This is a genomic window from uncultured Psychrobacter sp. (assembly GCF_947488565.1).
In the GTDB taxonomy this organism is placed as follows: domain Bacteria; phylum Pseudomonadota; class Gammaproteobacteria; order Pseudomonadales; family Moraxellaceae; genus Psychrobacter; species Psychrobacter saeujeotis.
Genome location: NZ_CANKZC010000003.1, coordinates 231,607 through 255,108, shown reverse-complemented (window position 1 = coordinate 255,108; position 23,502 = coordinate 231,607). Strand labels below are relative to the sequence as shown.

The following is a 23,502-nucleotide window of genomic DNA, read 5'->3' as shown; positions in this document are numbered from 1 at the left end:
TTATAAAATTAATAACTTTGAATTCAATTCACTTCTACAATTGCTGTGATCTGCAACTGCCCTGACTCTAGCAACTGAAAGCTGACATCTACTGACTTATAACGCATGACAAACGCTGCATTTATCTCCGTACGTCGGTACGCAGGACGTGGATCTTGCGCGATTAAGGCTTTTATAGAGTCGATATCAGAGATGAGCAATTGACTTTGCATCTTGCAAACCACCGAAGATACCGTAGCATTTTTTGTACCAACATCTTGATGGTTGGTTTTATCAGATTGACCTATCTTGACCTGCTCTACATTAATCAAAGTCATAAACTGCTCGTAAGCAGATTCAGTCATCGTCACATCCAGCAGCGCCGGCGCAGTTGGCGCAAACCCACTTTTTGCCTCAATAACAGCATCGCTATAAGCCACATAGGGTTTGATATCGATAATTGGCGTACCATCAATCATATCAGCACCGCGAATGATAAGTAATACGCGACCTTCTACCACCTCAACCCGTTCAAGTTTCACCACAGACAGCCCTAAACCTGAAGGTCGATACATACTACGACTGGCAAACACCCCTATCTTCTCATTACCGCCTAACCGTGGTGGTCGTACTTGCGCACGAAAACTGTCTTGCGTTTTATTGATATGACCATTTTTATTTGCATGACTGGCTTTACTTAAATAATTGTGATGAAACTGCCAGCTAAGCCAAATATGACTAAACGCTTCTAAGCCTACAAATGCCGTTGGTGTGTTATAAGGCGCTAGCATTTCAATCACACTAGTCAGTGCCACCAGATTTGGTTGTCTTGGTGCCCCAAACTTCTGTGATAGTGGCGCACGATGATAGCCAATAATTGGCGCATGATGGTAGCCCTCTGATGTACAGTCCTCTAACGCATTGCCCTCTGACTTATCGCCTTCTAACGCATTGTCACCTGACATAAAAAATCTCCAAAAAACTTGCCAATAGTGACAATTTGTCTATTTAAAACAGATTCATACAACAAAACGGACTGACTATAAAACAGTCTCATCCAATCATACAAAATTATTTACTAACGATATTCTATTTTATCATGCCCACTTAGAACCGCTGAGCGGATTTTTATTTTAAAGTTTGGTATTATGAGCGTGGAATTTATTGAGAATCGTTTGTATTCGTCTACTAGCGTCTCTATACATAGACTTTGCAGGCATTCCCAGCCCCTTATAATGATGCTAAATTAGTATTTTATAATACAGCCTAGTTGCTTAGCTTATGATGCTATTGAACTTATAACACTCAATATTAGTAAGTTTAATATCTTAGATTTTAAGCGGTGGCGCTCACTGTCTTTATCATGATTTTGATGATAGCTATTGGCGACATACACTTTTAGTGCATGAATCTACCATTGAAAATTTTAATTTAATACTTATTTAAACCTAATAATGTAGTCAGTAATCTATTAACGAGGACTTTATGTCAAAACTTCGCACCGAAACGGTCACAGAGGTTCATCACTGGAATGACGCTCTATTTAGTATCAAAACCACGCGCGATGATGGTTTACGTTTTCGTAACGGTGAGTTTGCGATGATCGGTCTCGCTATCGATGGCAGACCATTACTACGCGCTTACTCGATCGCTAGTCCTAACTATGAAGAGCATTTAGAATTCTTTTCTATTAAGGTTCAAGACGGTCCATTAACTTCACGCTTGCAGCATATTAAAGTCGGTGACGAGCTATTGGTCAGCAAAAAACCGACAGGTACGTTAGTGCTTGATGATTTATTACCAGGTAAACATCTATACATGCTATCAACGGGTACTGGACTTGCGCCGTTTTTAGCATTGGCACGTGACCCTGAGGTGTATGAGCGCTTTGACAAAATCATTCTGGTTCACGGCGTACGTCATATTGATGATTTGGCTTATCAAGATATGTTTGAAAACGAGCTGCCAAATGACGAAATCTTTGGCGAATGGTACCGCGAAAAGTTCATTTACTATCCGACTGTCACGCGTGAAGCATTTAGAAATACTGGACGCGTCACTGATTTGATGAAATCAGGTAAACTGTTTGAAGACATTGGCCTGCCACCAATGAATAAAGACGATGACCGCGTCATGCTCTGCGGTAGTATGCCTTTTAATGCGGAAGTGTCAGAGATATTAGATGGCTTTGGTCTTACTGTGTCACCACGCATGGGTGTACAGGCAGATTATGCAGTCGAGCGTGCCTTTGTGGGATAATTTGGCTAAGGCTAAATTTAATAAAGTACAATTTATAAAAATATTTCTTGACGGCTAAAAATAGGCTGTTATAATACGCAGCCTATACAGTTAACCCTGTAGCCCAATTCGATAATATTTATCCAATAAACATTATCTTCTAACATGCCAGTGTGATGGAATTGGTAGACATGACGGATTCAAAATCCGTTGCCTTTAAAAGCGTGTCGGTTCGAGTCCGACCACTGGTACCAATATAGTAAACCCTTACAGTCTATGGATTGTAAGGGTTTTTTATTGTTTGGATTTTTATAAATTGGTAGCGTAATAATAGTGTCCAATGAATCTTGTTACAACTGTATGTTCACGTATTATAGTGTTATTAATATAAATGTTAACTGCTGCACTACGGATGAGTTATGAAAGTTAAGCTTAGTAAGAAGTTTATCGTTTCAGTTGCATATGCTACAAATGGTACAGATGTCTACATGAATGAAGTATTAACGGGTTTGCACTTGGTGTGGGTAAGCGATCTAAGAGATATATGCTCCATAAACGCATTAATGGAAATGCTCTATCGTGATGAAGTTGAAGAAACACATCTAAATTTTTCTGTATCAAGACCTAATGCTTTATATTAATGCTTAATTATTTTGACTTTTGAGCTAGCAATATATCCTTATATGTGCTCATGCTTTCTAAGGTGATCGCGCATAATTAGAGTTTACCTCGCCTAAGCCTTTACCTTCATATTTAGTAAAAACCGCATGAATTGATTCAAACGCTGATAGGGCATCAATAGTACGAATGATACCGCCTTTGGTGAGCGCTTCATCATCTTCCATAAAGACAGGCGAAGTGGTCAAACGTACAATATCACGCAGAATGAAATGCTTCCCTGCTGTTTCATTAGAGCTTTTGGCAAAATTGCGAATGAGTTCTTCAAACACTAAGCCCATGTCATAACTGGATATGACTTCAGGGCTGAGAGCAAAATTTTGAAACTTCTGCACTACTTGATGGAGCAAGTTGGCACCATCTAGTTGTCCGACTAATTCTTCAAACTTAAAATACTCAAATATCTCGCGAGCGTCTTTAGAGAAGGATTGAATTTAACACTATACTATATATAGCGTCGGCAGCCTTGATTCAATCAAGCATTTTACTTAGATAATATGCTAAACATTGGGGTTACACTACAGCCATTGCATAGTCATCTGAAAATTTCGGCTTACAGAGTATTGTTTTTTTCTATGATATAGTTAAACCGTACAATTCATTAAAGGATTTAAGTGTCGTATAACTAGGCAATCAAAACGGATACCAAATACTTGGCTGGTGCTCGTTCCTCGCGGTAGATTATAGGCAAGTATTCTTTGCCGCTTATTACGGCGTTACTTACTAAAATCATATGGAGATCTCTATGAATAAGTTTCTAAGTGTAGTATTGATAAACCTACTAATGATTTCCTCGGCCTATAGTGCTGATACTTTTATACTCAAGCTTGTTGACCCTCTTGATGAGCCAGAATCCTACTGTCTCGATGTTGCAGGTTGGGGGGACCACTTAAAGATAGAAGATCCCCTGCAGGTGCATACATGCAAATCCGACTCACCTGATCAGGAGTTTGTTATTAAGGGGAGCACACTAGTTATGCCTGAGTACAATAGGTGCCTGACCGTAAGTTCATCTGGAAATATGGCTCAGCCTGGAACAGCCCTGATGATCCGTGAATGCGATGGTAGCGTACAGCAGAACTTTGAGCTTCTTTCATCTGGTCAAATTAGCCTGACGAATTCGAACCTATGTCTGGCGGCAGGAAACACAAGCTTAGAAGCTTCTGGCCCAAGTCATCTGTGGAGGGTTGCAAGTATGCAATCTTGCGAGAGTACAGATAAAAAATTAACGACTTGGAAAGCACAATAGTTAATGATCCGCAGTCCGTAGATACCATGAGAAAAAGCAAGTTATTAATTACAATTTGTATTTTTTAAATAGTTTAACAATATAAGCGTTCAACAACTTTGAGGCTACTCACATGCGTAAAAATCTTCTTACTCATGATAGTAGTCTACTCCAAAGACTCTCAAGAACATTAGTATCCCCTCGGCTACGTATTACATTTTCATTAGTAATTATCGTCCTTATATTCGTTTCAATGACAAGCTGTACACCGCGGGTCTGGAACACATCAATCATAGGAACAGATAACCCTAGTTATAACTTCAAAAATAACTTACCCAGTAATTCAGATGATGTTTTTGTGGTGCTTGCCTTCTCTGGTGGCGGTACTCGCGCAGCAGCATTGAGCTATGGGGTGCTCGAAAAGCTACGTGATACGCCTGTGATGATCAATGATGTGGAGCGCAGGCTACTAGATGAGGTGGATGTCATCTCCTCAGTATCAGGTGGGAGCTACACTGCCGCTTATTACGGCTTATTTGGTGATGAAATATTCGAGCGATTTGCCCCCGAGTTCTTATATGAGGACTGGCAGTCACGACTGATGAGGCTAGCGATACGACCACAAAGCTTAATTGCGATGAGTAGCTCTGAATACAATCGCGGCGATCTGGTAGCGAATAACTTAAATGAGAGTTTGTTTCGACAAAAGAGCTTTGCTGATATGGGACGCGGCAAACTACCCTTTGTTATTTTAAATGCCAGCGACCTCAATAATGCCATGACCTTCTCGTTCACCCAGCAGCAGTTTGATTTTTTATGTTCTGATTTATCAAGCTATCCTGTAGCCAGTGCGGTGATGGCGTCTTCTTCTGTGCCTGGTATCTTTGCCCCTATTGCTCTGCGCAATTTTACTGACTGTCCTCAGCGCTCTCAGCCTTGGGTTACAAATGCTCTCAACCAAGACGATCATTTACCGCGCAGTTATGCTATAGCCCGTGCACTGGATCGATACTCGCAGCCAGATCGTATGCCAGTGGTGCGCCTAGTAGATGGCGGGGTCACTGATAACTTGGGCGTACGCGGCTCGATGATGAGTCCTGTGACTCAGTATGGCGATGTCCCCAACATGGCAGGCGCGTTCAGTCCTGACAAGTTGCGTCAGGTCAAACAAGTACTGGTTGTGGTCGCTAACGCCCAAACTTACTCAGAGCATGAGTGGTCAGTTCAGAGCAAAGATCCGAGTTTTATACAGACTGTTTCGGCGGCGAGTGAAGTTGCTTTAGGCACTTTAAATAACGAGACTATTTCGTCTGCCAAAAAAGAGTTTTTGCAATGGGGCGAGCACGTTAACGCTCAGCGTCCAGCGGCGTCTGCACAAGTTGCAGTGCATTTTGCGGTATTGACCTTTGATCAAATCAAAGATAAAACTGAGCGAGCAAAGTTCGACGCGATGCCGACGACGTTTCGGTTGCAGCCCGAGCAAGTTGATGATCTGCGTGCTTTAAGCAGTAGCCTACTAGATCAGTCTGAAGAATTTCAAAAATTTCGTAAAGCCTTACAGTGATTTAATATTCACCAAATTCTAGTTTTATATCTACTCTAATAATATATTTTGAGTGATTGCTTAAATTCAACTTGTAGGAGTTTCAAATGAGCCTTAATAAAAACCAGTAACAGCTTTGCAATGAGAATCGAACTGACTTCTCTGACTTAAAAGCCGTTATCAAGCATTCAGCGATGACTATCCTCTATCCGCTCAGTCATTTGGGCTATACGATTTCACCTCAAGCCAATTATGGATGGATTGGTGAGGCAGGTCCTGACCCTTCATATGGTGATGATATCGACGGTCAATCGACTCCAGTAGGTTTTGATAACGAATTTACTCAGCGCAATGCGATAATTATGACTTGGAGCCTCATGTATATGGCTCGTATGCTAAAGGATGCAGGCAGCTTACCCAATCATGGTAACGATGAAGAAGCATGGAAGGCAGGATGTCGCTTTGATTATGAAAATCCCGAATAAACGCTCTATCAAGTAGCCTTACGGCCTTTCATAAATAAAACCATACTAATAATGACGCTAAGTACGCTGCACATAATAAAAACGTTGTGCGCGCCGCCTGGCATGTACTCCGTAAATGACGTAAAAAACTGACCCGAAAACACTGCCATCGTAAAATACGATAGATTACGGCCTCGTACGTTGGCAGCGCTTAACTCTACCGTCATGTGGTTCAATAGCGGAATACTAAAGCCAAAGCCAATGCCGATTAACAGCGCACCTATTATTAATATCAAGGTGCTGGCTTGCGTAAAGCAAACATACGATAAGGCAAATGCTAAAAAGGCCAGCGCCAGTACTTTGGGCTCATTTAACCATTTGATTATTTTGGGCATAAAACCTGCGGTAACCACCGCCACCAAAGAGATAAAGGCCAGCAGTTGACCGATTTGTGATTCGTTATAGCTAAGCTCATTCATAGTGATGGGCAATAACACGGTTGACGTAAAAAATATAGTCATCGCTAAGGTTGAGATGAGATACACATTTTTTAGAGTCAGACCGCTAATAATGGTTTTACTATCGTCTTTTACTATCTCTGCATTCTCTGCTGTAGCTGCATGATTACGCGGTACAAACAGTAACAGCATGGCTAAAAAAACCCACGCTACCAAATAAATCGATAGCGGCAAGGCCCAAAACTGTGATGCAAGTAAGCCACCCAAAAACAAGAAAATGACCCCGCCAAGCTCAATGGACATGCCTTGCTTAGCAATCATTTTTAGGCGCGCCTCTCCTTGATACCACGTAGAGATGAGTACCGTGCAGCTCGCCATGACGACCGCCGTGATACCGCCCAATAAAAACCGATTGCTAAACACCTGCGCCGGTCCATGTAAAAGATAAGCACTGGCACCTACAAGCCCATACAAAGATAACCCGATAATCAAGAGTTTGTACGCGCCATATTTATCGATGAGCTTTCCTGCTAGTGGCGCAAACACTACCGCACCTAATGACGGTAAAGTGATTAGCAGCGCGCTATTATCAGTAATACCCAAACCTGCCGAAATGCTAACCAAGCCGGGTGCCAGTAACGTGCCGACCATAATGGTCAAACTGGCAATACACAATAAAGTAAAACTACCTGCGGTTTTTAACTGGTTCATATATGTCCTTAGTCGATAAGAAATAACATCGACTCATCAATAATCTCGTACTAATCGATATCACTGTACTGATATAACTGTACTGATATCATTTATTTTTTGGCGAATGCATTGAATATGGCACTGATGATGATAAAGGCGATACTGACCATCACTACCCCTGGCCATTGGTACAAAGCAAATGCTTTGACACCTGCCATAGACCCCAATGCCCCACCTGTGTAGTAACCCAGCATATAGATACCGTTGATGCGGCTCTGAGCGGCGGGGTCGATACTAAAGACCCGAACCTGATTGGCCACTTGCGCACTGAATACAGCAAAGTCGATTAAAATAATCCCGACAATCAGCGATACCAAATTACCTGCAAACAACCCTGTAATAGCAAAGCCTGTCGCTGCTAGTGTCAGTGCCATCATCACTAGCGTTTTAGAGCCCAATTTATTGACCCATTTGCCAGAAGACTTAGCCCCTATCACCCCTGCCAGCGCAATCACACCAAATAGTCCTGCCTGCTGCGCATTGTAATTAAAAGGTGCTTCGCTGACATAAATCGCTAACGTCGCCCACAGCACATTGAATGAGGCAAACCAAAATGCGCCTGCCAAGGTAAATTTTTGCAGGGATTTATGTTTTACAAATAGTGATAAGCTACTTTTGATAAGTGGAAAGTAACGCAGCGTGGTATGCGGTGTATTGGTTGGCAAAAACACCCGAAGCAGTACCCCAAAGACAGCAGCAAACGCCGCAGACATCACAAACACACTGCGCCAGCCAAGTTGCTCACCTACAAACCCACTTAAGGTTCTAGATAATAAGATACCAATGGTCAGCCCCATCATCAGCGTGCCAAGCGTTGCACCCTTGTTTTCAGGCGACACCATGGACGCGGCAAATGGAATGAGCTGCTGGGTAATATTGGCACTAACACCGATCAAAAACACCGATATAAGTAATACAGGTAAGCTAGGTGATAGCGCTGCAAAAACACATGCTGCTACCAATAAACAGGATAAGATACCAATCAAGCGTCTACGCGCAATAGAATCACCCAAAGGTGAGAGAAACAATAGAGCAAAGGCATAACCAAACTGCGTCAATGCCGGAATACTGCCCAGTTGTGAGTCGGTCAAATCAAACTCAGCACCAATGAGCGGTAAAATAGGTTGATTGTAATAAAGGTTGGCGGCGGTTGCGGCAATCGCTGCAGTCATTAACAGTAAAATAAATCGGCTTAATGACTGGTTTGATGATTGACTTGGCGACTGGCCTAGTAGTGGCTTGTCCATTGTTATCTCGGCCTAGTAAATTATGCCGCAAGTATAAAGCCTACCAAGCCATAACAAAAATGATAGTATATAATTGAATCCATACAAATACTGTATAGATAAAAAACAAGATTGAGCAAAATTTTGATAAAAGGTATCAATAAAAGAGAGTGATGATATGGATATAAAAACGCTCAAAAGCTTTATGGCCGTAGCCAAGCATCAGAGCTTTTCAGAAGCAGCGCGGGAGCTGTATACAGTACAACCTGCCATCAGTCGTCATATCTCATCGTTAGAGACAGAATTGGGTGTTGTCTTGTTTAACCGTACTTCTCGTGAAGTGACTATCACGCCTGCTGGCGAGCAATTACTGAAAGACGCCGCTGTTATTTTGAGCTTAGCAGAGCAAGCGAAGACACAAGTCAAGCGAGCCCATAATGGACAAGTAGGCACGCTCAATATTGCGCATTTAAGCTCAGCCTGCTTGACTTTTATGGCCCCACTGGTACGCAGTTATAAAGCGCAATTTCCGCACGTACACGTCTCGCTATTTGAGATGACGGTGACAGAACAGATAGAAGCGTTCAACAATGACCGTATCGACATTGGGTTTTCGAGGCCATTACCGAGTGCCATTGCTGATGACTTTATTAGCCACAGTATCTATATCGATAAATTGGTGGCGATTGTGAATCAAAATCACGCAGTAGCCGATCAACAAACCATTGATTTGGTGCAGTTAAAAGACGATAAGTTTATTATTTTTAACCGTGATGAAGCGCTTGGTCTATTTGATGAAACCATCATGCTATGTAAGCAAGCTGGGTTTTCGCCCAACATCATCAGCCAACCCAAGCACATGCAAACATTGGTGACCGAAGTGGCAGCAGGATTGGGTGTGGCGATTGCGCCCTATTGCGTGCGCAAACTGTATAGTGATGGTTGTCACTTTATAACGTTAAATAACGTCAGCACACAAATACCCGTGCATATCCAATATAAGCAGAGCAATAATAGTGCAGCTACTGATGCATTCGTGGCAGCAGCATTAAACGCAAAAGATGACATTCGCCAGAACATGGAGTAATGAGCCACCCACTACCTAAATAGCTACCTGACTCAAGTTAAATACTCTTCTACTACAGAGGCTGACGGTTCAAGAGTAGTAAGGCCCTTTACAAGGTAGATTTCATAATAATGGTACGCTCTCTAAGATAAAGGGCTGGTATACGTTCAATATCAGATACTAAATATTTAGTAGCATAATTTTCAGCTCGGCTTTGATTACTGGTTAATAAGTTACTATTTTTAAAATTAACATCATTATAGTGAGTCGATAGTTTTTCCTCATTAGCAGAAAGTAAGTTAACTGAGCTAGGTTCAAATACTTGTGACATCATAGGTAATATGGCAAAAGTCGAGGTTACTGGTGCTAAGACTAATGCTGAACCTAAACAAAGCAATCGCGCTTTCGTGCTAAACAGATTAAGATAATTTCTCATAATAATATTCCTTATTGTATAATCAGTTCATTGTAAAAATGTTATAGCAAGGCTGATAGAAGTTTTTGCCGCCTCTGTCTGCGTAGGCACAGCACGCCAGAAAATTTTTATCGGCCTTGCCGATTTATAAACACATGACTCTTTTATTTAGAATCGACTATCAATTAATATTCTGCTATTCATTTAAATATAAGAGCTATAACTACTAGATCCCACTCTGCGATTCTTACCTGTTTTAAGCGTTCTATTTATCTCAATTCTTTATCTAACACTATTATATTTTGATCAGTTATATTCATTTTCTACGTTACATAGATTTATGAAACTTTAAGAAAGGTAACGTTTATTGTTCAATCTCTATAATAAAATAAAATTTTTTATATTCTTTTTGACAAAGCAAAAACCAATCTAACAAGGCTGGTTTTTTATACTAAGTATTTTTTACTTTATAACGACTATCTTTGATTAATTTTTTTATGAGCAGTAAAATGTTTAGAAGAGTCATTCTTAGCCTTGGCTTGTACATTCTTATGCTGAACAACAGTAGCTTTTTTGACAAACTTAGACTTTGAGTACTGTTTAGCTACTTTATGCTTTGAGGCAGCGACTTGCTTAAGCTTGACTGGCTTAGCCTTCACTTTCTGTTTTTGATGCTGAACTTGAGAGGAATGCGTTTCCATTTTGTGATGAGCCGCATTAGCTGAACTGAGCATCGCAAAACAGCTAGAAGTCGCTATAACTAAACTGATTATTAATTTTTTCATCATTATTTCCTTTTGGCTTTATATTGACTGTCAATGATTTGACAATGTCGTAGTTATAAATGCTTTGATTACAAAGGAGAGTATAAATAATAATGAGGTTGCGTAGATTTATGAAACTTTAAGAAAGGTAACATTTGCTGCTAAAACTCGATTTAGTGTCCATAGATAACAGCAAAAAACCAACTCGTTAAAGTTGGTTTTTGCGAAGCTAGTTAAATGAATGAAAACTAATCAACAGTGTGGCGTATGATAACTTCATTATCTAAAATAACATTGGTTGACCATATAAAACGTGCATCGTTATTAGAATCATCGAAAATATCAACAAAGTCGGTATAAGCGGATTTATTGTTAACGCCGATATCATCATTCGTAAATACGGTCGCGCTCGGCCAAGCGCTATCGTTAAAGTCTGGCGCATACCAATTGTTAGGCAGCGACCAGTGCAATGCATAATCTTGTGAGCCGTCATCACTGCCTTCAGTTGAGCAATTTGTTGTCAAACGTAATGAGTCTTTTTCAGCGACGCAGCTCAAATCCCGAATAGGCGCGGTATAAAAGGTTTGTGCTTTCCAGCTATCGTTGGTTTTAGCGATGATTTCATTATTGGTATTCATGAATACCGCGACTACCCCGCCATCACCTGGATAATAAGACTGCCCTTGATTGCTCTCTGAACCAATACCGCTATTTTCTTCCCAATCAACCAGTTTCATCGCCACTGTAAAGGGCTTTTTGACCTTAAATTGTACTAAGCTGGAATTAAATTGGGTAAAAGGTACACTGTCTTTACCGACAGGTACGCCATTAATATAAATCTCAAAATAGTTATCGGCAAATATATAGGCAGTAATGACGTCACCATCGGCATCAATCTCAATAATATCGGACGGATCTAGTGCATTACGAGCCTCTGTAGCTGAGGCGTAGCGCACGCCTGTACAAGGGTTATTTAAATCATGAGCAAACGGAAAGCGGCTATTTGTAAAGTTTACCTCAGCAGGTACAGTCCACCTCTTCCCATCCGTACTGTTGATATGACCAATGGGCGCGTTTCTGCCATTTTCACACTCATATAGCGAAGGTATATCAACCATCGCCTCACCTTGAGTAACAGAGGCTGTGCCTTGATAAGCAGCAGTTGCGGATCGCTCCGGGTTGTTGATAACACTAGAGTGATGACTCACGCCAGCCGTGTTTTCACTGCTACAAGCACTCAATACGCAAGTTATCAGCGTTATCGACGCCATATTAAGTCCTAACTTCAACGGGGTAACTGTCATACCTTTACTCAATTGTGAATTAAGTTTTGAATCAAAATCTTTAGGTTTTATTTTAGAGTATATTATTTATCATTCTACTGCCATTGACCGTCTTTAAAAGTCAAACTCAAGTGATAACTGTTTTTAACACTAAGCACATATTGAGTTCTTAGCAGCTGTTCAGATAAATAGTTAAACATTCAACACGCTTTATCAGATAGCCATTGGAAAACCCTACTATCATCTTCACAGTAGGGTTTTGATATTTATAAAGTCAACTTATCAAAAAGCGTCTCTAAAAGTAAATAACATTAAGCGCCAGTGCGACTATGACCTCTGTCGCTTCTACCTCTCCGCTCACCTCGCTCGCCGCGTTCTGCACGGATTTGCTGCAGCTGCGATCGCTGATCAGCAGTCAATACTTTAGCGATCGCTTGTTGGCTTTGAACCCTATCAACAAAGCGTTGTCTTGCCTGATTGGCATGTTGATCTGCCAAGCGATTTAAGGCAACCGTATCAAGCGTACTGGCATTTGATAAGGCTTGTATCTGCTCGCGCATTTGCTCCCGCTGCGCTTGGTTTTGCGAGCGGTTATTATCACGTTCTGCTTTCTTAGCTTCCCTAATAGCCTCGATTTGAGCTTGCTGCGTGGCTGTCAGATTGAGCTGTGATAATGGACCCCTATTTATAGACATACCGCCTTTGTGATGTTGCATCTGGGCTGCGCGCTGTGATTGATTGTCTGGAGCGGCGCTGGCAATGCCAGCCATTCCCAATAAAGTCGATGCTGATAATAAGGTGGCGATGGTTAGGTTTTTCATTATGATTTCCTTTTGGAATGAATATTACAGTTATGGGGGCGTACTAAATTTGCAGTCTTGCAAATCGTTATCCGCCCTTTGATAAAACAAGGTTCTATCGACAAGACAAATCATAATATAAAGGCATGTTGCGTAGATTTATGAAGATTTAAGAAAGGTTACGATTGTCACTATTTACCGTTTATCTAAGTTTACGCTATGAGCTAGCTTGCCTTATCCCAAATGCTTTTTACTTTATTATGTATGGTTCATAATAATTCTAGAAAGGTAATGGTTTAGTAAATCATCAGTCCTTTGGCGGCGTTATCGGATAAAGCATGCGTTTGAGTACAATATCTTTACGAATAAAGTGATGATACAGCGCTGCGCCTGCGTGAACTGCAATCAACACCCATACAAAATAAGCACCACCTTGTTTATGGATAAAGTCCATAGGCGCTTCAAACTGCTCCCATGTCAGATTCATCCAACCTTGCACAACCGTTTGAAATATTTGCGTATCAGCAAATTTAGGGATTTCAAATAAAAAAAACAGCTGCGAGGGACCGCCTGTGCCAAGATAGCCCGTAAGCGGGATAACAATCATTACGATATATAATAATATATGAGCGCCATGTGCTGCTAAGTGCTCCATATTAGTGCCTGGCACGTCTTTGGGCTGCGGGTTCATAAATTTCCAAATGATTCGCAGCACAACAAACACTAAAACAGAAACCCCAATCGCGGTATGAAACGAAAATAATGATTTTGCCAAGTCGGTTTTGGGCGTTACAAACCAGTGTTGATAATAAATGATGACATAATTACCAATAAAAGCGAGCGCGACAATCCAGTGGAATATGATGGCTATCAAACCATAGCTGTATTTTGTATTTTTTAAAGAAATAGTAGACATATCTTATGCTCAGTTCGGTAGCGATGACTCTGCTGATATTTGAGAATATTAAAAAATTTCTTATTGACTGTCTGTTTTGTTAAGTTCTCAAATTATCAAGCAAGGACTGTGTTCAATTTATAATTTTGCAAATACATTAATAAATGTACTTCTATCGTCAAAACAAATGATAATACAAAGGCATGTTGCGTAGATTTATGAAACTTTAAGAAAGGTTACGATTGACGCCATTAAGCCTTTATCTCTTGTAAACTTACTTTATGTACTGAGTGTGTGGAATGCTCTGATAGCTTGATTGGGTGCAGTTTTATTAAATTTAGCTTGGTTCAATTTAGAAGTATGAGCGACGCACAAAAATAGTACGATAATAAGCGATCTTTTATCAAAAACTTAGGACTAGGTTATGACTCATATTTTGCTTGGCGACGATGACGAAGAGCTGACTCAATTATTGCAAGAGTACTTGTCTAATCATGAGGTCAGCTGTGATTGTGTCTATGATGGCGAGCAAGTACTACAGCGTCTGCAAGATACCGCCTTTGAGTATGATCTATTAGTCCTAGATATCATGATGCCCAAAATAGATGGACTTAGCGTATTGCGTCAGCTGCCAGCTACCCGTCAAATCCCTGTGATTATGCTGACGGCAAAGGGTGATGAGATTGATCGTATTATCGGTCTTGAGCTTGGCGCTGATGATTATATTGCCAAACCCTGCAATCCGCGCGAGCTGCTGGCAAGAATCAACGCCGTTATTAAGCGCACCACTACACCGTCAGTAGACACCCCTGCTCTCACTCATGATCGAATGACTCTAGATCAAGGTCATCGTATCTGCACCATTGATGATACTGAACTACAAGTGACGGGTACTGAGTTTGATTTATTAGTGACTCTGCTACAGCATCAAGGTGAGGTCGTTAGTAAAGAGTGGCTATCGCAAACCGTACTACAGCGTGAGCTACAGCCCTTTGATCGCAGCCTTGATGTGCATGTCTCGCGCCTGCGCAAAAAACTTCAGCCCTTTCATGACGAACCTATCAAAGCGGTACGCGGCAAGGGCTATCAGTTGGTATTGTGATAAATAATTATGATAAATAATTTGGAACAACAATCAGATAAAAAGCGCAAAGTTATTCCTTCACTACCCCTGTTTTGGCGATTATTTTTGAGTTTGTTATTGCTACTGCTACTAACATCAGTGATATCAATCGCCATTGAAAGGTGGATAAACGCGCAAGCATTAGAGTCTCGAATGGCGATGCAAGTGGCGCACCTAGTCACTGTACGTCAAGAGGTGATACAGACACTCAAAGCAGGTGACTATGATGCCCTGCGGCAAGTCTATCGCCGTGAGCGTGGTCTTCATAATCAAATTATTATCGTTGATGAACAAGGCATGCCTCTATACTCGCGTTTTATACCGTCAATAGGGGGAAACAGTCAACCACCCGAGGCACTCAACAACCCCGCCTTACCACCCAATCAAATGATTCAAGAGGTGGTACCAAATACAGAGGATTATCCTGAGCTGCAAGATATAGCTGTCACCACACCTGATGGTTATACCTATACCGTGCAACTACAACCGCGCCTGCCATTGCCAGATCTCATAGCCTTACAAAGAACTCATTTTCCGGTGCGCTTTGGCATTATTTTACTCTTTAGTCTATTAGCTTGTTACTGGTTTAGCCGTGCTTTATCGACACGTATTCGCCGTGTTCAATCTAAAGTACACCGTATGAGCGCAGGTGATTATATGTCTGGTGATGATTTATCACAGCTTGGGGATGATGAGTTGGGCGCCCTAGCGAAGGACGTGTCTCATTTGTCCGATAGATTGGCAGATAGCGAGCTGTCCCGTAAGCAAATGCTTAGTGACATCTCCCACGAACTACGCTCGCCACTGGCGCGCCTTGAGGTGGCAACTGAGCTGACTCGTGACTATGCACCCAATGCAACGCATTACCTTGATCGTATCCAAAAAGAGTCCACTCGCATGAATGAGCTGATTGGGCAGATTATTCATATTCAATCCCTACAAATGCAGCGCTATGTGACACGCCCTGAGGACTATGAGTCAATAGACATAGCGATGCTCCTTGATGAGATTGGTCAGGACGTGAGTTTTGAGTTTTATGATAAACACATTGAGTGGCGATGCTTGAATAATAGTGATGAGGCAAGTAGCGATAAGCTCTCATATACAATTATTGGTAATCGAGAACAATTGCATAGCGCTTTTGAAAATGTGATTCGTAATGCTTTTATCTATTCAAACTCGCACTCTATCGTCGCATCCAAAATTGAAAAGATCACATTGACGAATCAAACGTCGGCACTAAAAATAAGCATTATCGATCAAGGGGCTGGTATAGATGACGATAGTCTAGAGCGTATCTTTCAGCCTTTTGTACGCTTAGATGCGTCCAGACAACGCCCAATAAGCTCTGCTGTTAACATCACTGCTAATAAAACCAGTAAACAAGAAGGGGGTTACGGTCTTGGACTGGCTATTGCTCAGGCGATTATCGCTGCGCACCAAGGTCAGATCAGTGCTAGCAATCGTAACGATGGCGTCACGGGGCTTATGGTTGAAGTGGTATTGCCTATACAAGTTTGAATGATGGCTATTTGAGTAGTGACTATTTGAGTAGTGACTATTTGAGTAGTGACTATAAGTCATATAATTAAATAACAAAAAGCCAATCAACACTTTAGATTAACTATAATCATCAATCAAGCTATGGTTTGTAGGGTAATGTCTAGCACCGACGACGATAGCAGTTATTGCAAGTGCGGCAACCAATGATATGGTTACTCCTGCACCGCTTGCCGCCTCCATATATCCTTGAGTACTAACATAAACACTTATCATATCAACGCTAATCACTACAGCTAACAGCAATAACAGAGTCCAGCCAATAGCAGCGATATATCCATTCATAATATCTTTCATAATGATCTCCTTTTAAATCTATATTTAGTGTCAATAGTCAACATAGATTGATTTGGTTTGATGCTCAAAAGTGAGATTCTAAAAGCACCGCGATAAAGCACTGCTCTATCGATAAAGAAGATAATAAAAGATTTTAGCGTTGCGTAGATTTATGAAACTTTAAGAAAGGTAATAATTATAGCTAGTTACTGGCTGCCATCTGTATTTTATTAGTTGTTGCAAAAAACATTAAAAATTATCGAATAAACATTGTAGTAAATAGAATATTTTTAGGTAATGCTTTTTTGCAAAATTAATTTACACCTATAATATAAGAATTGTTAGGCACTACTACCTACAACATTATGGGATTATAAATAGCATTTATAATCATACTGATGCCATCCAAACTATAACAAGACTAGGTTTATAAACGCTCTAGGCTAATGTTTACAATACGGACAAGATAAGTGACTAAAAATAGTATTTGTTAGGTGGTTTGGTGAATGGCGAGGTTTGAAGTTAATGACAAGATCTAAAACCAATTGTTTAAAGCATTTTTGATACTAGAAAAATATTGTTGCCTCTTTTTAGTTAAAGCTAAATATAGTCATCTTTATCTTAAGTTACTATTTATAAATATATTTTATTATTAATTATAGCTTATTGTCGTTAAGTATATTTAGTTACTTAAGATAGCAAAAGGATTCAAAATCCGTTGCCTTTAAAAGCGTGTCGGTTCGAGTACCAATACTAAAATACCGCTGACTATAAATCGTTAGCGGTATTTTTTTGAGCGTTGGTTTATAAATCTATGCTATAGTTGTTACTAAATAAAATAGAGACATTGCATTAATATGAGAGACTGGTACAAATTTTTCTTGCGTGCTATATATATGGACTCTATCTCATAGAGCCTGTGGAATATAATTTACTCTAAAACCAAATCTATTCAGCCTCATCTATAAGGGTATTTAACGCTTCTGCCATATCGTCATCGATAAGATTGTCTTCAATATAATTGACCAATTGATGTATGGTGCTCAGATCCATCTCTTTAATACCTAAGCTGACCAGCTCTTCGTTGATAGACTCTAAACTGACAACATCTTCAGGATTGCCCAATAAGTGTTCATCAAATCCAGCATTGACGAACCAATATAGCTTTTCTAGTACGGTGTTTTTTTCTGTCAAGGTAGAATAACCATCGCCTTGGATAAATAAATTAAAATGATAAGGTATCTCTACATCATTGATGAAAAACGTGCGCATACAGTCTATCGTATAGGCTTGGCTATCACTATTCTCATCGTCTACATTGCCTCCGCTGTCTTCAATCTGCTCTGTGACTAAGCTTCCTACTATCTGATAATCGCCTGTTTTTACTTTGTGATTATAGATGATAGTAGCGTCAGCTATGGCGTCAAAAATGACCGCGCTAACATCTAGCGTATTGTCATCGATATCATAAAAGGCTTTTAGTGCGGGTAAAAACTCGGTTAGCTCATCTTCAGATACTGGCGTGAGAAACTGCTGCTCGTATATGGTTATCATGTCTTCAGGAGCATAAGTATTAACGTTGTCTTCTTCATTTCTGCCGGTAGGATTGAGCGGAATAAAGTTAAAGGGGTTGTTATTGGTCATATATAGTGCCTTGTACTAGAAATTCGCTGTATTGATAGCTGTGACCACAGCTCTAGCGTATATCGCTAGTTATGACGCCACAATAAGGGGCATACGCCCCCTTTTAGCCCTCAAACAGTTATTTTAACTCAAAGTTATTTATCATAGCTTGGTAGTTACTGTGGTTCATAAAGTATTTTGCAGAATATTTTGAACCTATAACTGAGATATGATCTCCATCAAAAGTGTACGGAACAGTAATTCCATCAACATCAAAAGTGTTATTGTTCTCAAAGAGCATTGTTCTGTTAATATAATAAACATTGTCATGTTTTTGAGATAAATCGTTCAGTCTCATGTTTGCTTTACTTACAAATGTGTCATTACCATCAAAAGCATCTATATCAAATGGTTGATCAAAATAAATACTTTTATAAAAACCTTGTAACGGGTTTTTTTTGTAATCATAAGGAGCTGCCATAAGGAATATATTTACATCTAGCTTAGCTGCTTCATCAATTAGTTTTTCCACATCTTTAAACTGTTCAAATTCTAAAGCATTACCCCACGATCCTGCGAATATTAAATTTTCATAATTTTGCATATTTTCTTTCAGGTATTTTCTGTTTAATAAGCATTGCTCATAGGCCTTATTCGTTTTAGAACCTATAAAGTTTTCAGTAAGAGACGGAACACACCAGTTGGTAACTATTGATTGAAAGGATGCGTCATTAGCCTTAAATACCTCGTCAAAAAATGGTTCATTATGACCAGCAAAAGAATCACCAAATAGTAATGTCTTAGCATTTTTTTCTTTATTACCTAAATAACAATCAATCCCCTTACTTTGGCTTACCTCAAAACTTGGGTCGTGAGATGAATAAAAACAATAACCGTTATTTCTATAAGGTATTTTTAGGCCATCAATAATACTTTTGTCAGATGCGTTTAACGAAAATCTTTCCTCAACCCCTTTATCTACAAAAACAAAGCTTCCTAGGACACCAATTGCCAATACCATGTATATAGGCTTGTGCTTTAAATACGTAAATAAGTTGCCAAACTCTCTTCTGAAATTAATTTTTTCAACATATTTGTAGCTCAAAAACCCAAGTAGTATAGAGAGTGCCATACCTAAATAAACATAAGAGCTACTTAGCGAGAAGTAGTATATAGCTACAACAAGTGGCCAATGCCAAAGGTAAATTGAGTAAGACCAAGCTCCTAATTTTTGGAAGACTATATTGCTCGTAATAATACTGTCGTTACGCTGTGCTTGGATGATTAGGAACGATCCTAGAACCGGAAATAACGCTAGGTAACCTGGCCAAGGATTTTCTGCTGATATTAAAAAATAAGAGCTGACAACCAAAGCTACGCCTATCCACTCTACAAACTTTTTTCTGTTCTCTTTTAAAGTAAAAGGATAAGAATAAGCAACACCACCAATCAACATCTCCCACGCTCTGGTAGTCAATAAGAAGTAAGAGGCATTGGGCCATTTGTAAGTAGAAAAAACACAAAATATAAAGCCTAGAACCGTTGCCCCTAGTATCATAAGTTTCATAGTCTTTATTGACAGAAACTTACGCATAGCAACCAGAATCAATGGATAGATAATGTAAAACTGCCATTCTACTGATAATGTCCAAGTATGTAACAGCCACTTTTCAAGAGAAGCTGCATCAAAATATCCAGCTTCCCTCCAGTACATGACGTTGGATAAAAAACCTATACTACTGGCAACATGCTTACCTAATACTCTGTAATCAAAGGGCGTAAGGTAAAACCAACCAAAAATCATCAGGACTAAGCAAAGCAATGCTAGAGCAGGAATGATTCTATTGGCGCGAGCAACATAGAATTTTAGAATAGAAAATCTGTCTTGCTCAATCCCTTTAAATATTATTCCAGTCATTAAGAACCCTGAAATTACAAAAAAGACATCAACGCCAGCAAAGCCTCCTGGCATCCAAGAAGGATTGAAATGGAATAGCAGAACAGCGATAACTGCGATTGCCCTGAGGCCATTAATATCTTTTCTAAATTTCATAAGAACACTGTCCAAAAGGTTAATATAAAGCTGCTATAAATATCGCTATAAATACAATATTGTAAGCTGTACATCAGTCGACTAAGAAGATATTGTCGATGGTATCTTATTTGTATGTGAATGCATAGCTCTACTAGTGCAGTTAATGCCAGTTATATGCAATAGATATCATTTTATTAAGCAGTTTTAAGGCCAAATCACAAACCTAAGAAACATATACAAAAAATCAGCATAAAAGTTGCTAATGAAAAATTATAAAAACTCTATGCTCGTATAACTATTCCCTGAACTAATACACCTCAGCCATAGAGTTTTTTATAAAATACCTATAAGGCGTTTTAACATGAGCAAACGTATCACTGAAACGCAAATTGTATTCATTTTAAAAGAAGCTGATGTAGGATTTTCTGCCAAAGAGCTATGCCGTAAATACGGTATCGCTAGTTCAACTTTCTACAAATGGAAGTCTAAATATAGTGGTATAGAAGCGTCTGATGTGAAGCATTTAAAAAAGCTTAAAGAAAACCGCAGACACAAACAGATATATGCTGATTTAAGTTTAAAATCTCAGATACAGGAAGAGTTTATAAATTAAGAGATTATAAATTTGACAGTTCAATTATCGTTATAGTCTATAAAAAAGAGCTACCACTGCATACAGTGTTAGCCCTTTCAAACGGTGCTTCTTATTAGATTATCTTAGGTATTTTTAAACCATATTATGTTTGATCTTGATACCCAGTGCTATTTCGATAAATCCAAACACCGGATAGAGCACGCCAGCAGCAATCGGTACGCCAAGCATATTGTAGATAAAGGCGAAGAATAAGTTCTGTCTGATGACGGATTTTACTTCCCTGCTGTCCGCGCCTTCTCCATGACTATATGCATGTTTATGGTTATGGTCGTGATTATCATTGTTTGAGTTAGCGACTTCATTCTCAGGTTGTAGAAACATACCGCATATTAGACAATCGCTCTTCTCGACATCTCCAACCTCAGGATGCATGGGACAGATAAAGATTGTGCCATTATAGCCAGTAGGTACTTTGTCGTACTGTCCGCCTTCTATAGACTTTGTATCGTCAGCATGCTTCATAAAATCACTCCTTGAAGACAACGAGTAGAGATTTTGAACCAATTATATCAAGCGCTGATAGCCGTGGTTTCTACTCTGCTTTACCTGCCTAACCATTTAATTGAGCCTCAGACTTAGTCTGATTTACGCAGATATTTAATCAGTGCCAAAATAGCCAATATCAGTACAGCAAAAACCAGTACCGTAAACAATAGGGAGACTATGGATCTTCCCCACCCCACACCATGCATTGATCCATTCATCATGCTTTGTATAACGGCATCAGTCATACCATGCATCATAATTACCATTAAAATAACTCCTTACCTTTTATTCCCTTAATAGTAGTAATGATATAGTACTGGCGTGTGATCGTATACCTTTCAATAAACTATTTACTTGATGACATCCAAGACACAATACTCATAAAACACGGTGCTCAAAATTTATGACTGTTTATTCCAGCTCTTCAATAAGCGTCTGCATCTCACCAATTTCACGCTTTTGTGCTTCGATAATATCGTCGGCAAGCTTACGTACGCGCGGATCTTCGATATCAGCACGGGTACTGGTCAAAATAGCAATCGAGTGATGCGGTATCATCGCCTGCATCCAATCGACCTGATCAACCGTTTGTTGTGATCTAACGCCCCATAAACCAAAGGCGAATAGCACGACGCTAATCCCATAAACCATGAGATTGATCTTGGTCTTTTTATACATATTGCCCATAAAGGCAAGCATGATAACAGCCATCATCGCGCCCATATATAACGCCATATAAGCTCTAGTTTCACTAAAATAAACGTGATCCCATTGATACGTATTAAAATACATCATGATAAACATCACCACTGTCGATGTTAAAATCATCAGGGTGAACTTCACATAGGGGTTCATTTGCTTCTGTTTATTATCCATATGATTATTCACAATTTTGTCCTTAATTTAATAAAAAAGGCACCTAACTACAGAGGTGCCTGTTTTTTAGCGCTAGTGTTATAGACTGTTTTTTACTTAAATGGTTAACACTAGAACCAAAACTTTACACCGGCTGTCACACTACTAGAATCAACGGCTTCGTCTTCTTGACGTCGCAAATCTCGAGCGTCGCTCAAAGCAGTCTCATAGCTGATACCCACATAAGGTGCAAGCTGTCGACTCAATGTCTCATAAGTCAGCCTAACTTCGGCCTCCATTTCGTTAAATCCCTTACTAATATTGTTATCTGTGTCATCTTTACTAAATGCCGTCAGCTCTACTTCTGGAATGACTACCCAATGCTGATCTAAACGCCACTCATACTCCGCACCTAGATCCAGACGGACTTGCCCATCGGTATATAAATACGCTCTAGCGTCAGTTTCGATGAAGTATGGCGCAGTGCCTACAATACCAGTCATCACAGCAGGCTTGTCGTTTTCGGTATCATAAGCGACACCGGCTTCCCCATTCCAAAAAATACTAAGCGGCTTCCAGTAAGATAGTGAGGTTAAGCTATCAATTTCTTTCTCATCTTTAGTTTGGATACTACCTTCGCTACGTAGCGTTACGCGGTTGCTGTCTGTACCGTACCAACCTTCAACCTCATAATTGATCTGATCCTCGTCAAACTGATAACCCAAATCGTCTACTGACACGCCCCATAATGGCAAGCTGCCCATCATCAAAGGCTTACCATGCTCCCCATAAGGAACGCCATTTGAATAATCTGGACTACGAGCATCAGCTGGCGGTTCGCCGCCTTGCATCCCAGACATATCCATACTGCCATGATCCATGCCCGACATATTCATACCGCTATGATCCATACCTGACATATCACCTGACATATCCATGCCACTGTGGTCCATATCCGACATGTCCATACTGCTGTGATCCATATCTGACATATTCATGCCGCTGTGATCCATCTCGGCTGCTGCTGCAAAGGGTGATGCCAGCATAACTAGGTATGACAACCCAATGAATGGCAGACTTTTTTTAATGGTTTTCATAA

General features: G+C 40.0%; 24 protein-coding genes, 1 tRNA gene and 1 pseudogene. 10 read left to right on the top strand and 16 right to left on the bottom strand.

Translation table 11 applies throughout. From position 1 onward, the window contains the following. Positions 1–23 precede the first annotated feature (23 nt). Positions 24–944 carry a tRNA (N6-threonylcarbamoyladenosine(37)-N6)-methyltransferase TrmO gene (gene tsaA, locus Q0890_RS08240; RefSeq protein ID WP_299219402.1) on the bottom strand — a complete coding sequence of 307 codons (921 nt, stop codon included), beginning with the start codon at positions 942–944 and terminating at the stop codon, positions 24–26. A 520-nt stretch (positions 945–1,464) separates the two neighbouring features. On the opposite strand from tsaA, the gene Q0890_RS08235 reads away from it, so the two are divergent. From Q0890_RS08235 to Q0890_RS08225, 3 genes are all read left to right on the top strand, one after another. Further along, positions 1,465–2,238: a ferredoxin--NADP reductase gene (locus Q0890_RS08235; RefSeq protein ID WP_299219400.1), complete on the top strand. Its 774-nt coding sequence runs from the start codon at positions 1,465–1,467 to the stop codon at positions 2,236–2,238. A gap of 146 nt (positions 2,239–2,384) precedes the next feature. Further along, positions 2,385–2,471 (top strand) — tRNA-Leu (locus Q0890_RS08230). A gap of 165 nt (positions 2,472–2,636) precedes the next feature. Beyond that, positions 2,637–2,858, top strand: coding sequence for a hypothetical protein (locus Q0890_RS08225; RefSeq protein WP_299219398.1), 222 nt, complete (start codon positions 2,637–2,639; stop codon positions 2,856–2,858). 156 nt (positions 2,859–3,014) lie between these two features. Here Q0890_RS08225 and Q0890_RS08220 read toward each other — a convergent pair. Beyond that, a pseudogene (locus Q0890_RS08220) lies at positions 3,015–3,329 on the bottom strand (SAM-dependent DNA methyltransferase); the annotation flags it as partial. A 311-nt stretch (positions 3,330–3,640) separates the two neighbouring features. Here Q0890_RS08220 and Q0890_RS08215 point away from each other — a divergent pair. The 3 genes from Q0890_RS08215 (at position 3,641) to Q0890_RS08205 (ending at position 6,151) form a co-directional block, all read left to right on the top strand. Further along, positions 3,641–4,144, top strand: coding sequence for an RICIN domain-containing protein (locus Q0890_RS08215; protein ID WP_299219396.1), 504 nt, complete (start codon positions 3,641–3,643; stop codon positions 4,142–4,144). Between the two features lie 112 nt (positions 4,145–4,256). Further along, entirely contained in the window at positions 4,257–5,687 is a 1,431-nt protein-coding gene (locus tag Q0890_RS08210; protein WP_299219394.1) for a patatin-like phospholipase family protein, read from the top strand. A 173-nt stretch (positions 5,688–5,860) separates the two neighbouring features. Further along, the gene (locus Q0890_RS08205; RefSeq protein ID WP_299219392.1) at positions 5,861–6,151 is read left to right on the top strand and encodes a hypothetical protein; all 291 of its coding nucleotides are present in this window, start codon (positions 5,861–5,863) and stop codon (positions 6,149–6,151) included. An 8-nt stretch (positions 6,152–6,159) separates the two neighbouring features. Here Q0890_RS08205 and Q0890_RS08200 read toward each other — a convergent pair whose 3' ends face one another. Further along, positions 6,160–7,299: an MFS transporter gene (locus tag Q0890_RS08200; protein ID WP_299219391.1), complete on the bottom strand. Its 1,140-nt coding sequence runs from the start codon at positions 7,297–7,299 to the stop codon at positions 6,160–6,162. A 92-nt stretch (positions 7,300–7,391) separates the two neighbouring features. After that, positions 7,392–8,588, bottom strand: a complete 1,197-nt coding sequence (locus tag Q0890_RS08195) for an MFS transporter (RefSeq protein WP_299219389.1) — start codon at positions 8,586–8,588, stop codon at positions 7,392–7,394. 157 nt (positions 8,589–8,745) lie between these two features. Here Q0890_RS08195 and Q0890_RS08190 point away from each other — a divergent pair, with 157 nt between their 5' ends. Beyond that, positions 8,746–9,654 carry a LysR family transcriptional regulator gene (locus Q0890_RS08190; RefSeq protein ID WP_299219387.1) on the top strand — a complete coding sequence of 303 codons (909 nt, stop codon included), beginning with the start codon at positions 8,746–8,748 and terminating at the stop codon, positions 9,652–9,654. 88 nt (positions 9,655–9,742) lie between these two features. Here the strand turns inward: Q0890_RS08190 and Q0890_RS08185 are convergent, their stop codons facing one another. From Q0890_RS08185 to Q0890_RS08165, 5 genes are all read right to left on the bottom strand, one after another. Next, positions 9,743–10,069 (bottom strand): hypothetical protein, encoded by a 327-nt coding sequence (locus Q0890_RS08185; RefSeq protein WP_299219385.1) that lies wholly within the window; start codon positions 10,067–10,069, stop codon positions 9,743–9,745. Between the two features lie 455 nt (positions 10,070–10,524). Further along, positions 10,525–10,836 (bottom strand): hypothetical protein, encoded by a 312-nt coding sequence (locus tag Q0890_RS08180; RefSeq protein WP_299219383.1) that lies wholly within the window; start codon positions 10,834–10,836, stop codon positions 10,525–10,527. Between the two features lie 224 nt (positions 10,837–11,060). Beyond that, entirely contained in the window at positions 11,061–12,083 is a 1,023-nt protein-coding gene (locus Q0890_RS08175; protein ID WP_299219382.1) for a hypothetical protein, read from the bottom strand. A gap of 323 nt (positions 12,084–12,406) precedes the next feature. Beyond that, positions 12,407–12,916: a Spy/CpxP family protein refolding chaperone gene (locus tag Q0890_RS08170; protein WP_299219381.1), complete on the bottom strand. Its 510-nt coding sequence runs from the start codon at positions 12,914–12,916 to the stop codon at positions 12,407–12,409. Between the two features lie 286 nt (positions 12,917–13,202). Further along, a complete protein-coding gene (locus tag Q0890_RS08165) occupies positions 13,203–13,811 on the bottom strand; it encodes a cytochrome b (protein WP_299219380.1) in 609 nt (202 codons plus the stop codon). A 403-nt stretch (positions 13,812–14,214) separates the two neighbouring features. Here Q0890_RS08165 and Q0890_RS08160 point away from each other — a divergent pair, with 403 nt between their 5' ends. Together Q0890_RS08160 and Q0890_RS08155 are read left to right on the top strand one after the other, a co-directional pair. After that, complete coding sequence (locus tag Q0890_RS08160; RefSeq protein ID WP_299219378.1) at positions 14,215–14,892, top strand: response regulator transcription factor; 678 nt, start codon at positions 14,215–14,217, stop codon at positions 14,890–14,892. A 9-nt stretch (positions 14,893–14,901) separates the two neighbouring features. Next, the gene (locus Q0890_RS08155) at positions 14,902–16,434 is read left to right on the top strand and encodes an ATP-binding protein (protein ID WP_299219377.1); all 1,533 of its coding nucleotides are present in this window, start codon (positions 14,902–14,904) and stop codon (positions 16,432–16,434) included. Positions 16,435–16,533: 99 nt separating this feature from the next. Here the strand turns inward: Q0890_RS08155 and Q0890_RS08150 are convergent, their stop codons facing one another. From Q0890_RS08150 to Q0890_RS08140, 3 genes are all read right to left on the bottom strand, one after another. Next, positions 16,534–16,770 carry a hypothetical protein gene (locus tag Q0890_RS08150; protein WP_299219376.1) on the bottom strand — a complete coding sequence of 79 codons (237 nt, stop codon included), beginning with the start codon at positions 16,768–16,770 and terminating at the stop codon, positions 16,534–16,536. A gap of 927 nt (positions 16,771–17,697) precedes the next feature. Beyond that, positions 17,698–18,393, bottom strand: a complete 696-nt coding sequence (locus Q0890_RS08145; protein ID WP_299219374.1) for a hypothetical protein — start codon at positions 18,391–18,393, stop codon at positions 17,698–17,700. Positions 18,394–18,511: 118 nt separating this feature from the next. Beyond that, positions 18,512–20,425 (bottom strand): acyltransferase family protein, encoded by a 1,914-nt coding sequence (locus tag Q0890_RS08140; RefSeq protein ID WP_299219373.1) that lies wholly within the window; start codon positions 20,423–20,425, stop codon positions 18,512–18,514. 343 nt (positions 20,426–20,768) lie between these two features. Here Q0890_RS08140 and Q0890_RS08135 point away from each other — a divergent pair, with 343 nt between their 5' ends. Further along, a complete protein-coding gene (locus tag Q0890_RS08135; RefSeq protein WP_299219372.1) occupies positions 20,769–21,020 on the top strand; it encodes a transposase in 252 nt (83 codons plus the stop codon). A 114-nt stretch (positions 21,021–21,134) separates the two neighbouring features. Here the strand turns inward: Q0890_RS08135 and Q0890_RS08130 are convergent, their stop codons facing one another. From Q0890_RS08130 to Q0890_RS08115, 4 genes are all read right to left on the bottom strand, one after another. Beyond that, complete coding sequence (locus Q0890_RS08130; protein ID WP_299219370.1) at positions 21,135–21,524, bottom strand: heavy metal-binding domain-containing protein; 390 nt, start codon at positions 21,522–21,524, stop codon at positions 21,135–21,137. Between the two features lie 113 nt (positions 21,525–21,637). Continuing rightward, positions 21,638–21,814, bottom strand: coding sequence for a hypothetical protein (locus Q0890_RS08125; protein ID WP_299219368.1), 177 nt, complete (start codon positions 21,812–21,814; stop codon positions 21,638–21,640). Between the two features lie 145 nt (positions 21,815–21,959). After that, positions 21,960–22,424 carry a DUF305 domain-containing protein gene (locus Q0890_RS08120; protein ID WP_367276844.1) on the bottom strand — a complete coding sequence of 155 codons (465 nt, stop codon included), beginning with the start codon at positions 22,422–22,424 and terminating at the stop codon, positions 21,960–21,962. A gap of 110 nt (positions 22,425–22,534) precedes the next feature. Beyond that, positions 22,535–23,500 (bottom strand): copper resistance protein B, encoded by a 966-nt coding sequence (locus Q0890_RS08115; RefSeq protein WP_299219364.1) that lies wholly within the window; start codon positions 23,498–23,500, stop codon positions 22,535–22,537. Positions 23,501–23,502 lie beyond the last annotated feature (2 nt).